The 14,292-nt window shown below is 52.4% G+C and carries 11 protein-coding genes; 9 read left to right on the top strand and 2 right to left on the bottom strand.

Going from position 1 to position 14,292, the window contains the following annotated elements:
• Window positions 1-10: 10 nt before the first annotated feature.
• The 9 genes from GNT65_RS00375 (at window position 11) to GNT65_RS20485 (ending at window position 8,530) form a co-directional block, all read left to right on the top strand.
• On the top strand, window positions 11-574 hold the full coding sequence (locus GNT65_RS00375) for a HyaD/HybD family hydrogenase maturation endopeptidase (protein ID WP_160793169.1): 564 nt from the start codon (window positions 11-13) through the stop codon (window positions 572-574).
• Window positions 555-2,312 (top strand): NiFe hydrogenase, encoded by a 1,758-nt coding sequence (locus tag GNT65_RS00370; protein ID WP_160793168.1) that lies wholly within the window; start codon window positions 555-557, stop codon window positions 2,310-2,312. Before GNT65_RS00375 ends, GNT65_RS00370 begins: the two co-directional genes overlap by 20 nt.
• A gap of 1 nt (window position 2,313) precedes the next feature.
• Window positions 2,314-4,683, top strand: coding sequence for a carbamoyltransferase HypF (hypF, locus tag GNT65_RS00365; protein WP_244952057.1), 2,370 nt, complete (start codon window positions 2,314-2,316; stop codon window positions 4,681-4,683).
• A gap of 151 nt (window positions 4,684-4,834) precedes the next feature.
• Window positions 4,835-5,614 (top strand): hydrogenase nickel incorporation protein HypB, encoded by a 780-nt coding sequence (gene hypB, locus GNT65_RS00360; RefSeq protein WP_160793167.1) that lies wholly within the window; start codon window positions 4,835-4,837, stop codon window positions 5,612-5,614.
• A gap of 2 nt (window positions 5,615-5,616) precedes the next feature.
• Entirely contained in the window at window positions 5,617-5,865 is a 249-nt protein-coding gene (locus GNT65_RS00355; protein ID WP_160793166.1) for a HypC/HybG/HupF family hydrogenase formation chaperone, read from the top strand.
• Window positions 5,862-6,977, top strand: a complete 1,116-nt coding sequence (gene hypD / locus GNT65_RS00350) for a hydrogenase formation protein HypD (protein ID WP_160793165.1) — start codon at window positions 5,862-5,864, stop codon at window positions 6,975-6,977. The genes GNT65_RS00355 and hypD overlap by 4 nt, the downstream gene beginning before the upstream one ends.
• 2 nt (window positions 6,978-6,979) lie before the next feature.
• A complete protein-coding gene (hypE, locus tag GNT65_RS00345) occupies window positions 6,980-7,990 on the top strand; it encodes a hydrogenase expression/formation protein HypE (RefSeq protein WP_160793164.1) in 1,011 nt (336 codons plus the stop codon).
• Complete coding sequence (gene hypA / locus GNT65_RS00340) at window positions 7,990-8,340, top strand: hydrogenase/urease nickel incorporation protein HypA (protein WP_160793163.1); 351 nt, start codon at window positions 7,990-7,992, stop codon at window positions 8,338-8,340. The genes hypE and hypA overlap by 1 nt, the downstream gene beginning before the upstream one ends.
• Window positions 8,341-8,365: 25 nt before the next feature.
• The gene (locus GNT65_RS20485; protein ID WP_181006099.1) at window positions 8,366-8,530 is read left to right on the top strand and encodes a hypothetical protein; all 165 of its coding nucleotides are present in this window, start codon (window positions 8,366-8,368) and stop codon (window positions 8,528-8,530) included.
• Window positions 8,531-8,882: 352 nt separating this feature from the next.
• Here the strand turns inward: GNT65_RS20485 and GNT65_RS00335 are convergent, their stop codons facing one another.
• Window positions 8,883-11,282: an amidohydrolase family protein gene (locus GNT65_RS00335; protein ID WP_160793162.1), complete on the bottom strand. Its 2,400-nt coding sequence runs from the start codon at window positions 11,280-11,282 to the stop codon at window positions 8,883-8,885.
• Window positions 11,283-11,305: 23 nt separating this feature from the next.
• On the bottom strand, window positions 11,306-14,140 hold the full coding sequence (locus GNT65_RS00330) for a hypothetical protein (protein ID WP_219822449.1): 2,835 nt from the start codon (window positions 14,138-14,140) through the stop codon (window positions 11,306-11,308).
• Window positions 14,141-14,292: the final 152 nt, after the last annotated feature.

The raw sequence follows: 14,292 nt of genomic DNA, 5'->3' as shown, positions 1-14,292 counted from the left end.
TAAGGGCGCCATGAAAATACTGTTACTCGGTATTGGTAATGTGCTGTACGCCGATGAAGGGATCGGCGTACATTTTGTCAATTACCTGCAAGAAAACTATCGCTTTAGCCATCCGTCCCATCAACTCGATGTGATGGATGGTGGCACCTTAGCCCAAGGGCTAATTCCCATTATCTGTAAATACGACTATCTTGTGGTAGTAGATACGGTCAACGCCCACGGCGTGGGACCGGGAGAGGTCTATTTTTTCGATTTCGACAAGGCTCCCAGCGAGATCGATTGGCAAGGAAGCGCACACGAGGTGGAGATGTTACAGACATTGACCATGATGGAAATGGTCGGAGACAGACCGAAAACTTTCGTACTTGGCTGCACGCCAACCGTACTCGAACCTATGACACTGGGACTCACCCCGAGTGTCGCCGCCGCCGTTCCCCTGATGGAAACGACAATACTCAACCACTTCAAATCCTTAGGTTTCGAGGTCACTCGAGTCAAGGATTTGGCCATTGAAACGCTCATTCCAGATTCTTATAAGCGCGGTGTGATCCTAGATGAAGACAATCAAATTTGAATTTACCTGCTCACGGCAGGTGCCGCTTTACGCGCATTTATGTAACGAATACCTAAATTACGCGAACCTAAACATCCATATTGGCCACCAGGACGGCGCCTATTTTATCGAGGCCGAGGGCAAACAGAGCGAGCTGGAAACCCTGGCCGATGCCATCGCCCAGGATTTTCTCATTTCCGTCTGGCTGACAGACTCCCGCATCGCCCTGGTTGACGCCCCCACAGGCAGCAAGAAGCCCTTAGCCACCCAGCCGCTGACTCAGGAGTTTTGCCAACAATGTGCGCCGCAATTTGGCGACAATCAGGCGCCAGAGTTTGGCCAGCTGGATCTAAGCTGCGACTGCTGCCACGGCGAGCAACGCATCCAACTGGCGTATCACGGCCTCACCGCGGGTGATATCCGGGCCATGTATCAGGCCCTGATGACCCAGGGTGAACTCAAGCTGCCAGGCGGCATTCACCTGAGCCTAAATCCGATCTCCAGTCCCCAGCGCCCTCGCCTGCTTGTCTGTAATCCCAACACCCTCAATGCCCAGTTCCACCTGAGCGATCCTCAGGTGCTGGCGTTATCGAGTATAGAGAAGCCGCTCATCTGTGTGCGGCCCATCAAAGATCATCCTAAATTAAGGGAGCCCCTGTACGATCTTTGCTTCGCCTACAACCGCCTCTTGGTGATCCTGGCCGAACATCTGCGCCAGCATGGCATAGACTGGGTCTATTTAAATGATCCCGCGCAGGGCGAGGCGCTCGCCTATATCGACGGCCAATGGGCCGAGATCCGCACAAAGGCGCCAAACGCCCTGCGCATCGACTCGCCAAAACGAGCTCTACATGATGCCGTGTTACTGGCGGGCAAGGACACCTATTACTACGCCAGCCACAGCGACAAGCAGGGCGGCCACTATCTGCTGGAACAAGGCAGTGAAGTCGAGGCCCGCCGCAGCGAGCTGAGCCCGGTTAACTTGACCCATGAAGAGCTGGCCCAGTGCGCCCTGCATAGCGTGAATCTTGAACATGGTCTGAGTAAAAACAGCGCCATCATCTACCTCAGCCGTGACCACGGCGGGCAGATCTACACCTTAGATGGCAAGTGTGAGGCCGAGCGTTTCTTCGCCTTGCCGGAGCTGCCGGAAAACGGCTATGAGATCTACCATCAGCTGGAGCAGAGCCCACAGCGCAAGGTGCTGGAGAAGTTTAAGCAGCGCTATCCCGAGGACTATCTCAGGCTGCTGGACCTTAAACTGCCCGCCGAGCGCCATAGCCTCAGCGCCCTCTGGGCCGTTGGCGCCGTGATCCTGGGCCTCAAGACGCGTTCCCTGAGCGTGAGCGATCTCAACGACGCCCTGATGGCCGCAGCCATGGCCCATCGCGGCAGCAACTCGCCGCGCATCGACTACCCGCTCACCCGCGGCGAAGCCTATCGCAGCCTCAACTGGTGTAAGACACTGGGCAGCCTGATCAGCTTCCGTCTGGCCGACGACAGAGACAGCCAGAAACTGGCCTTTGGCATGCACGACTCCTTCGCCGACTACCTGGCTAACTGGATTGAGCATCTGGATCTTAACCTTGGGGTCAAGTCGGTGGCCCTGGCCGGCAGCGAGTGGGTTAACCCCCTGCTGTGTCAGCGGGTCGCACTAAGGGTCGGCAAGAACTTCCCGCTCAAGCACAACCAGCTGCTGGAGATCGATGGCAACAACCATGCTATCGGCGCCCTGCTGCTGAAGAAACGTAGGCTATAGCATGTCGACCGGTTTACACAGGTCCATGGCAACGACCAAGCGCGTCAGGCTGGACATCACAGGTATTGTTCAGGGGGTCGGTTTTCGCCCCTTCGTCTATCGCTGGGCCACTGAGCTTGATCTGCTGGGCCTTACCTTCAACCACAGTAAAGGCGTGACGGTGGAGCTGCAAGGCAGCGATGCGGCGATTAGCTCTTTCGTCGAGGCCCTGACTCAGACGCCACCGCCACTTGCCCGCATCGATAGCCTGAGCCAGACAGAACTGCCACTCGAAGAGTGCGACCGCTTCGAGATAGTGCACAGCCAGGCGGATGCCAAGGCGGTGGTGGCCGTCTCCAGCGACAAGAGCAGCTGCCAGGAGTGTCTCGATGAGATAATGGATCCCGGCAACCGTCACTATCAGTACCCCTTTACCAACTGCACTAACTGCGGCCCCAGATATACCCTGATCCGCGCCCTGCCCTATGACAGGCCCAACACCGCCATGGCTGAATTTGCCATGTGTGATGCCTGCGCGGCGGCCTATCAGAATCCGCTGGACAGGCGCTACCACGCCCAGCCGGTGAGCTGCCCGGATTGCGGCCCGCAGCTGAGCCTGCTGGCACAGGATAAGCGCCTGCTTGGTGAGCGTAACGCCGCTTTAGACCTGGCCGTCGAGCTGCTGGCCCAAGGCAAGACGCTGGCCATCAAGGGGCTGGGCGGCTTTCATCTGGTATGCGATGCCACCAATGACAAGGCGGTAATGCAGCTGAGATCCCGTAAGCAGCGCCCGGCCAAGCCCTTCGCCGTGATGTGCACCTCGCTCGACATGGCCAAGACATTGGCCAGCGGCAGCGACGCCGAGTGGCAACTGCTGCAAAGCGCCGAGCGGCCCATCACCCTGCTGCAAAAGGCGCTCAGCAAAGAAGAATCCAGTAGCGATGCGAACGACAGCGACACACTAAGTCCGGCCGTGGCCCCCGGCATCGACAGACTCGGGCTGTTTCTGCCCTACACGCCGCTGCATCAACTGCTGCTCAGCAGGCTAAACCGTCCGCTCGTGGCCACCAGTGCCAACCGCAGCGGCGAGCCCATCATCACGCACGCCGAGCAGATCTTCGAGCGCCTCGGCGAGGTGGTCGATGCCGTGCTGGATCATAACCGCGAGATCCTCAACGGCTGTGACGATAGCGTGGTGCAGATGGTGGATGACAAGCTGCAGGTGATCCGTCTGGCGCGGGGCTATGCGCCGCTAACCCTGGCGCTGCCAGAAGAAGTCCCCCAAGAAACCTTGGCCGTGGGTGCCCAGCAGAAAAACAGCATCGCCTTCGGCTTCGACCGCAACCTGGTGCTCAGCTCGCACATAGGCGACCTCTTCAGCCTGGAGGCGGAGCAATATTTTATCGACACCCTGGCGACCTTTAAGCGCCTGTATCAGTTCAGCCCCAAACATCTGGTGAGCGACAAGCACCCCGACTACGCCTCGACCATCTGGGCGCAGCAGCAGAAGCAAGCACTAGGCATCGCCTACACTCAGGTGCAGCACCACTATGCCCATATCCTCAGCGTCATGGCCGTCAACCAGACTACCGACAAGGTGCTGGGCTTCAGCTTCGATGGCACGGGCCTCGGGGATGAGCGCCAACTCTGGGGCGGCGAAGCCATGCTAGCCGATATCTCAGATTTCAAGCGCGTCGCCCATCTAAGCCCTATGGCGCTGATCGGCGGCGAACAGGCAATTAAAAATCCCCGCCGCATCATGCTGGCGCTGCTGTTCCAGCGCTACTCGCCAGATGAAATTAAGGCGCTGCCACTGGCGGCAATCGAGGGATTGCCAGCCAGCCTCATCGGCAACCTGCATACCCTGTGGCAGAAAGGAGTCGCGACCCAGATGACCAGCTCCATCGGCCGTCTGTTTGATGCAACCGCCTGCCTGCTGGGCCTGATGCAGACCACCCAGTTTGAAGGTCAGGCCGGCATGTTGATCGAAGCCAAGGCCAATGAAGTCAGCGAAGCCCAACTTGCAAGCGAGCTCGCGGCATCGGATCTGGCCTTTAGCCTCGGTGAGATCGACGGCGTGTGGCAGCTGGATGCCCTCTGGGCGCAGATGGTAGATGCTCTGCTTAAGTGGCAGCACAAGCCAGAGGCAAGCAGCCTGATCGCCAGAGGCTTCATGAACGCGCTGGCCCAAGCGGTCACCGACTGCGCGGTTAAGCATTGCGGCTTAGATGTGGCGCTCTGCGGCGGCGTGTTTCAAAACCGCTACCTGCTCAGCGAGACACGCAAACGCCTAGAGATGGCAAAGATTAAGGTGCTGGATTCGCATCAGGTACCGGTTAACGATGGCGGCATTGCCCTGGGGCAACTCTGGTACGCCATACACAAGCATTAACCAGGCTTGAGCCGCGCCCTAAATCGCCCTGCGATAGGCGCTCGAGCCAATTTGATTAACAGGATTTTGCCTAAAACTGACCCGGGTCAATGAAGTCATCGGGCCCCTAGCGCAAAATGGCATTAACGCCTTAGATTTTTTGGAGTTCATTATGTGTAAAGACTGCGGCTGCTCTATCACTCGGGATCACCATAGCCATGATCATCATCACGAACACAGCCACGAGCACAGCCACGGACATCATCACGACCACGGCTCCCTGCATAGCAATCCTCAGCTCAATGACAAGAAGACCCTGTCTGTCATCCATAAGATCCTCGATAAGAACGACCACGAAGCGGCCCACAACCGCAGCCATTTCGAGGCCCACAAGATTACCGCCTTCAATCTGATGAGCAGCCCAGGCAGCGGCAAGACCACACTGCTCGAGCACCTCAAGGAGTACACAGATCTCAACTATGGCGTGGTCGAAGGGGACTTAGAGACCTCCCGCGATGCCGACCGCCTCACCGCCAAAGGCATTCCCGCCTTCCAGATCCAGACCGGCTCAGCCTGTCACCTGGACGCCTTCATGGTGCACGATGCCCTGCATCATGTGGATCTGGCGCCGCTGGATATCTGCTTCGTAGAGAACGTGGGTAACCTGGTCTGCCCCGCCTCTTACGATGTAGGCACCCATTTCAACATAGTGCTGGTGTCTGTGCCCGAAGGCGACGACAAGATAGAGAAATACCCCGTCATGTTCCGCAAGGCCGACCTGGTGTTGATCACCAAGGCCGACCTGCTGCCTCACTTCGATTTCAGCGTCGAAGAAGCCAGAACCCAAGTGAAACGCCTCAACCCAGACGCCGAGGTGATCACCACCTCCATCAAGGATGGCGACAGCATGCGCGCCGTGGTCGACTGGCTAAACGCCCACAGGAGCCAATAGTCATGTGCTTATCTATCCCCTCAAGAATTGTAGAACTCCATCCCGAAGAGCAGGCCGTGACGGTCGAGACCCTTGGGGTAAAGCGTAAGGTCAGCAGCCACTTGATGGACGAGCAACTGGCCCTCGACGACTATGTGCTGATCCATATCGGCTTCGTGATGAACAAGATAGACAAGGCCGACGCCGAGCAGAGCCTGGCCCTGTATCAGGAGATCGTCGCCAAGATGAACGAGCAGGAGGCCCAGTCATGATAGCGCTCAAGCAGCTATATCAGGGGTTCAGAGATCCCGAGACCATACACAACCTGGCTAAGGAGATCGCCCTGCACGCCGCCAAGCACGACGGCAACATCTACATCATGGAGGTGTGCGGCGGTCATACCCATACCATCATGAAATATGGCCTCAACCAGCTACTGCCTGACAACATAGAATTTGTCCACGGCCCCGGCTGCCCCGTGTGTGTCATGCCCAAGGAGCGCATCGACCACGCCGCCATCCTGGCCTCACAGCCTGATGTGATCCTGGTGACCCTGGGGGATATGATCCGCGTGCCCGGCTCCCAGGGCAGCCTAGCGGAGTTTCGCGCCAAGGGCTGCGATATTCGCCCCCTCTACGATCCCATGGACGCCCTGACCATTGCCAAAGATAACCCGGATAAGCAGGTTATCTTCTTCGCCATTGGGTTCGAGACCTCAACCCCCATGACCGCAGTGCTAATCGAACAGGCGGAGAAACAGGGGCTTGAAAACCTGCTGTTTCATATCAACCATGTATTGGTGCCACCGGCCATCGACGCCGTGATGGCCGATCCCCAAGCCAAGGTGAATGCCTTTATCGGCCCGGCTCACGTAAGCGTGATCTCCGGCGCCAAGCTCTACCGCCCGGCCGTGACCCAATACGGCACCCCAGTGGTGGTCTCCGGCTTCGAGCCTGTGGATGTGATGGAGTCTATCCTGCGCATCGTTAAACAGAAGGTCGAAGGCGTCGCCGAGCTCGATGTGCAATACAGCCGCGCGGTGAGCGAGGATGGCAATCTTCACGCCCAGCAGAAGGTAGATCAATACCTCACCATCAGGCCCCACTTTCGCTGGCGCGGCCTGGGACCGCTAAATGAGTCGGCGCTGATGCTAAGGCCCGAATTTGCCCACCGCGACGCCGAGGTGATCTATCGCGACAAACTGGATGTGGCCGATATCGACGATCACAAGGCCTGCCAGTGCGGCGACATCCTTAGAGGCATCGCCAAGCCGAAAGACTGTAAGGTCTTTGGCCGCGGCTGCACCCCAGAGACGCCCCTCGGCAGCTGCATGGTCAGCTCGGAAGGCGCCTGTAACGCCTATTACCGCTATAACGGAGTCTAATCATGGCCGACAACGAAAAAACCGTACAACTCAGTCACGGCGGTGGCGGTAAGGAGATGAACCGACTGATCAAGTCCATCTTCTTCAAGGCCTTCAATAACCCGATCCTGGCGAGCGAGGAAGACGCCGCCCTGCTCCACTTCGAGGGTCAGGCCGCCTTCACCACAGACTCCTTCACCGTATCGCCGCTGTTTTTCGCCGGTGGCAACATAGGCAAGCTCGCCATCGCGGGCACGGTCAACGATTTGGCCATGATGGGCGCCGAACCTCAATATCTGAGCTGCAGCTTCATCATAGAAGAAGGCTTTGCCATCAAGGATCTGAAAACTATCGTCAATAGCATGGCCGAGGAGCTGCACAAGAGCAGCACCCGCATCGTCTGCGGCGATACCAAGGTGGTGCCTAAGGGCTGCGCCGATGGCCTGTTTATCAACACCTCCGGGGTCGGCCGCGTATTGAAGCCGCAGATCTCGGTGAAAAACCTGCGTCCCGGCGATGCCATTATCGTCTCAGGCGATATCGGTCGTCACGGCGCCGCCATCTTGATGGCCCGCGAGGGACTCACCCTGGAATCTGAACTGGTCAGCGACTGCGCCAACCTCTGGCCCGTGGTCGAGCAGCTAATCGCCTGCAACATAGAGGTGCACGCCATGCGTGACGCCACCCGTGGCGGCCTAGCGGCGGTGCTCAACGAATGGGCGGGCGCCTCCGACGTCGGCATCAATGTCGAGGAGAGCAAGATCCCCGTGTGTGACGAGGTTAAAGGCCTGTGTGAGCTCTACGGCTTCGAGCCCCATGATCTGGCCAACGAAGGCACCTTCATCCTAGCCGTGCCGGGTGAGGTAGCCGAAGGCGCACTGGAGATCATCAAGCGTTACGGCCACTGCCAACAGGCGGCCATCATAGGCCATGTGGAAGAGACTCATCCGGGTAAAGTGGTCCTCAAGACCCCATGGGGCAGCAGCCGCTACCTCGACCTGCCCCAGGGTGAACTGCTGCCAAGGATCTGTTAATGCACGAGTATTCGATTGTCACCGCCCTGCTGGAACAGTGTGAACAGCACGCCATCGCCAATCAGGCGAGCAGGATCACTAAGGTGGTGATAAAAATCGGCGTCCTCAGCGGCGTCGAACCCGCCCTACTGGCGACGGCGTTTGAAACCTTCAAGCTGGAGGGACGCGCCAGAGAGGCGGAGCTGGAGATTCTACATCAAGAATTGGTGCTCGAGTGCCAAGCTTGCCAAAGCACTCATACCATTAAAGAACGAAGTGTCATTTGTCCTAGTTGTCACAGCTATGAGACCCGCATCATCGAAGGGGAAGAATTGCTGCTGATGCAACTAGAGCTAGAAACCGATGAATAAAACCAAACATATATGGAGTATTACAATGAAAAAAGCCTCACTACTACTCGCTAGCCTTCTTCCTGCAGCGGCTTGGGCACACCCAGGACACAATGGCATAGGTCTGTTCCACCACCTTAACGACCTACTCCCCATCATCGCGCTAGTGATCATCGTCGCCGGCGTCATGCTGTGGAAGAAACGCTCATAATCCAAGCGTTACCCTAAGCCTAAAGACAGCGTTAGACTCGCCAGAGTCTAACGCTATCTTGCGTCATCCGAACTAATCTCAATTATATTTAGCGAGCTTTACATAGGTTAGCTTCATAGTAAATCAGCGCCCTCGGTAAACCGCCAGCCTCCACTATTGTAAACAATAGAACTCAACCATAGTTAAAGTCATTTTTGACAAGAATATGTAAACCGTCGAATGATGGTATTGGCTTTTTGGCTTGTCTCATTTGCCTGCATAGGTTTTCCTTCGCGGGCGGCAGGGTTGACCTCCATGATTTTGAATTCAGTGTCAAAATTACAATACGGGGATCATCCTCGATGATTACGCGCTACCTTACATTGTGAAAGCGATAAATCCGTCCATTCTCGTTCACCTCCGCCACCTTTCTCAAAGCCTCCGCTGGAGACAAACCGAACTTTCTGGTTAACACCACGAACAGATGATAGAACTCGGATTTTAGATCTGCTGCAAAAATACCCGGATCATCAGATCCCAGACAAATAGACATAGGGACATCACCTTCAATCACTTCACCTGGCAAGCCCATCCAGCGAAAGATATGATGCTCGCTAACATCTCGATACTGGCTGATACGGGTATTGCTGGTCGGTGGGCACTCAATCGCAATGTTTCTGTCTGCCATTTTTGCCATCACTATCTGTTGCAATGAAACTAACGCCTCATCCGGCAAATATTCTAGGTCAACTTCAACGTATTCAGCACGCTGTTTTCGCACGTTGTCATCTGTCAGCCATTGCTTATACAAGTTCAATGGCCTTTTCATTCCCGACTTTTTAGCCAACTCTCTAGCGTGCTCGTACTCTTCCAACCAGAGGGATTTGGGTTTTAATGGCCCATCTAATTCACCCAGCAGGCCTTCCGATTCAGCCAACTCCCCCCGCAACTCAAACACCTGATCAAGGGTGGTAATCGAAATTTCTTCTTCCAGCGAAAACACCTCATGGGCCAAACGAACCGCGTCAATAGCGGCATCAGTGGCGTAACGCAGTAGCTCCGGATGACTTCGAAGTTCTCGCCAGATAAACACCAAATCGAGCAATAGCGTTTCTTTGGTCATGGACAAACAGGTTGGCAAAGAGCGTTTCCAGATATCAGGCGTGATGCCAATCGCCGTGCAGTGACCCAAACGATCGCCATTACGCAACGGCAAAAACCTCAAGGCATCATCAATTGAGCGAATACCACTGATCAGATGAGGAAAGTCCTCGCCAACATGATAGGTAAAATGAGCAATACCGGATTTGGCTAGCACCCGGAACAATGGTCCAAACAACTCCGGTGGCGCGTGCATCTCATTAGCAGCAGCATCCACTCCTCGAATCCAACGTGTCAAGCGTGGTTCATGATTCAGGATGTCCATCAGAATAGCAGCCTGATTCTTCAAATCCTTGAACAGCGACGCGTAAGGATAGACTTCATCCTTTTTGGGCTTTCTCTTTATAAAGTGCGGCACCAGCGCCAGCTCGGCACATATACTGCCAGACTTAACCTGCTCAAAATTGTCGAGTATCTGCGGAATATTCAAGGGCAGGTCATGCCGCCAATCCACTACCATATGCGCTTTCAGGTATTCCCAATACCCACGCAAAACGCTGAAGATCAGTTTTTCCATTTTGTTGGGGTCGCTTTTCGGAGCAAAGCGTCCTTCCAGATAACGCACCTGAGAATACACACCGGCACCATGTGCATGTTTGAAACGAGACAAATAAGATTTCTCGGTTTCTTCTCTCAGCTCCGTCATGGTGTATTTCTGGAACTGTTCAAAACCGAAAAAATCGTCTCGCTGAACCAGCAGGGTCAGATACTGATTCTGAATCAGCAGGTAAACCCAAAGCAGTCGTTCCAATCCTTCGGGCGCACCATACCGCCATTTTTCCAACAACCCGGTTAGCCAGCAAAATTCAGACTCCTGACTGTATTTGTCGTCCGTTGGCCAAACCGTCGCAAACCTGTACTCCTTTCCCTGATGTAGAATTGTGCTGTCCGCCAACTGCTGCGGGTGCTGCAATGACGCCATCCACTCTGGCAACTCCACGTTCTGAGCTATCCGGCAAAGAATTTCGCGAATATTGTTGGCAACCTGCAAACGGTCTTTGAAGATTTTAGGCGCGAGTGAGGAATCAATCTGAGCACAGAGTTGCTTCATCTCTTGAGAAGTCCAGCCCTTCTCAAAATCTTTGACAGTCATGTCTGGGTGCTTGAGTGCATCCAGCCAACACTCTTCTGCGCTGGTACTGCCATTCAGATGTTGGTGAGTTTCGTGCAGACGTTCACGGGTAATATAGTCCTCAACCGTTGGGTGATACGGGTACAAAGGCCAACGAAAGCTATATTCCCGACTGGCAGGCCCTAGGTTAAATACCTGATGACATGCCATAATTGGCAAGCACGACACACGACTCATTAGAGTTTGCCATTCCGAGAACATAGAAAGGTCAATTCTCGGGCCATCTTTCTCATTTTTAACAAATTTGTCAGCGATCAAACGTAAAGCAGCAATAGGGCCGAGTTTCATATTTTGCGGTTTGAGTTCCTGCACCAAGGAGGACCACGCCGATTTCGCTACATGATCAGGCAGATTACGTGTCTGCTCATATTGAGTAAGAAATACGGATGCTTCTACCCTATCATCAAGTGATACCTCGTCCAATGAGGCAGTAATCAAACGATGCAACAATGCTGTTGAATTAAGAAGAAAGCGTTCCATATCTAATCCTTATACGGAGGTAATTATTCTTCGACATCCGAAGAAGGAGTACCACTTTCCTTAACTGACTTAGGATCAGGGTATTTTGCACCTGCTATTGTGGCAGCATTCAGTGACATTATTGTTTTACGTGAAGTTTCCGGTTTAATATTTTCATTTGGAGTATCGTTCTTGAACAAATCATCGAATTCACTCTTCGACAAAACATCATATTGAGGTGTATCAGAGTTGATTATATCCGAAATTAGTTTGCGAAAGCTTACCTCTTTTACATAGGATCTTTGCGAACTATTAACCCCTCCAACAGGAAAGATGAATGGATGAAGAATTGGGCAGCTAATCAATAAGAAAAACAACGGATGGGTCTCTTTCCATGTTTTTCCCGCACAATCCAATTCAACATTCATTTCTCTTATCTTTTTCTCAAACTCGTCAACCGAAGTGACCGGATTTAGCCTTAGCCCTTCACCAAGATATTCCTTATTACTAATCGAATGATATAAGCTTTCTTCAACCAATGCTGCATGCAGAAAAGCTAGGACATTAAAGCGCATAATTTTCGCAGCATTTGATTGACTGGCTTTTTTCCCAGAATTCGAATCGCTGGAGAGTCTTTTTTTATGCTCATCAGCTATATTGTTCAGATTAAAATATAGACGAGTCCATACTTTTCCAATCAATAGTGAAGATGGACGAATATCAGCCTCAACTTGTTCGACTTTATCTAGCCATGTTGAAATTTTATCAATTGCATCAGAGAAGTTATTGTCGGCTTCCGGATGGGATTCTTCAACTTCCTCATTATCAGGTTTTTTCATGTCCGCACGAGCAGCAGTGTCGCTCCATGGAGGAACGATACATGTTGGTTGTGCTATAGCTTTATTAAATGCCTTAGCAATAGCGGTCTTTTCACGATGGCATGCTGAGATATCAGCGATAGCACCAATCAGATTAAAAACACTACTGAAATCCATCAAATTACTTGAAGCAACTGAACTCAACGAAGCCGCGATTGCTGCTTTTGCCAAGCCCTTCTCGGCATCGATATCAAATGCATTGAAATAGTCGGGTATATTTGAGCGTTTTTGACGGTTTAGCTGCACCATGCCAAGAAAAACCCCCGCCTTGGCATCATTGGAGGTGTTTGCGATCACAGCGCAACATCGATTCGCCCAATGGGAGGCACTTTCATTTCTGCCCACTGACATATAGGCTAAATATTCACTGATAAGCTGTTCTGATTTACCATTATCATTCTCAGCCTGCACCAACCCGGTCACAAACTGATTGAATATACTGACGGAACCACAACCAACCAAAAGCATCTGTAGAAATTTGGACAGACTTCCCTGACAGTTTTCGCTTACCTGAGATGCTAAGTAAATAGAACAATTTCTTAATGCTTCACTCTCGGACTGAGGTCGTAAATAAAACCCGGTATTAAAATCACGATCCTGCTTTACATAAGTAAATATATCCTTACAGAGCGAATCCATACCAAATCGATGTTGTTCATAGTTCAACCCCGCACGATAAATGCTACTAAGCATCGATCCATACAAGGCATTTCTAAGTAAATTCGGGATTGATTGCTCACCAACTTCTTCATTGACTCTTTGTTCACTTTCATTCCTGTTAGGCTTGGCATAATTCTTTTTGGTATAGAAGTCTTGTAGTACCTGCATTAATAAACGAACTGGCTGCTTCAGCAGCTCATTTACATACATATCCGTATCAGAGCCAGTCCTCAAATTAAGCCCTTCCCTAACAGCATCACCAATCGCTTGCCAGACTTCTATAGCATCAACATCCTGCATACCACGCTCGGTTTTAACCCTGATATTTTCTTTACCGGCTTTCCCCTTTTCGCCGACCAGCTGCAGCATGGTTTTTAGCTGCATACGTTTTTGTACTGGAAAAAGTTTTAATAAATATTGCTGTTCAAGGTGTTCAACCATATAGCCCCGCTCGGCCAAGCGCGCGCTCTCTTTTTCCTGATCGAGCAAAGTTTTGCTGTAATTCTCGTATTGCTTGCCGCGAATCAGCTGGGAATACAAGCGCAAGTCACCTGTTGCTACTACCACCAGCTTCTGACTATTAAAAAACCTGCGAATGGATTCAAGCACATCCCAACCTGTATCAAACTGAGTATCGATATCATCAAACGAGATCAAAATCGCCTTGCAGCCGAGAACCTCACACGCGCATTTAACCAGTTCATCAAAGATTGCTGACAAATCCTGGCCACCGATGGAGTAATCTAGTTGGGCATCCAGCTTCAAAGCATCACTGAAATATTCTGGCTTGTATTCCTTATCGGTAAGCAGATGTAGACCACGTTTCAGCTGCTCAAGGTGGCTCTGCCAATCTTCCTTTTGTTTTTTATGGTTATTCGATGACCAACTCTCTTTTAACTTATCGGACACTATTTTGTTCAGACGGGCTGTCACCGTGACCAAAATGGGTTCATGTCGCGGCAGTTTGGTGGGGTCAATGGTCGGCAGACACTTGATGCTGACGCTGGCATCACCTTTATCACTATTCAGGGATTTGACCACACTATTGATAAAGGTGGTTTTACCCGCACCGCGTGTACCATCCACAAAAAACACATTACGACCGGACTCATCAATAAACCGTGTTAGCTCAGCAGACTTATCAGCGTTAGGAAGGGTAACCGAATTACGGATACTCTCGACCAACTGATCACGCAGAGATTTCTGAATTAGGTCATCTTCATTGGTACTACCCGGAAGATTAGGAGCAAATAAGTCGATGATGATTTTTTTCTCGGTAGTTTCAGTCTGCGTGCTATCAGTCATATCGGTATCGATCCAGTGATTTTGATTTTTGGCCATTCTGTGAATCAGAACTGGCGCATTAAATTTACACAGCATTGATTGATGCAATGCTCAATGTTCTTTGCCTCTGTCAGGTCGTTGGGCATCGCCACGACCCAACTTCCACAGCTAAAATAAGTGGGGTCAGAGTAAAGTTTTGAGGGCGTCAG

This window comes from Shewanella insulae, from assembly GCF_009831655.1.
Taxonomy (GTDB): Bacteria; Pseudomonadota; Gammaproteobacteria; order Enterobacterales; family Shewanellaceae; genus Shewanella; species Shewanella insulae.
This window is presented reverse-complemented; position numbering and strand designations above follow the sequence as displayed.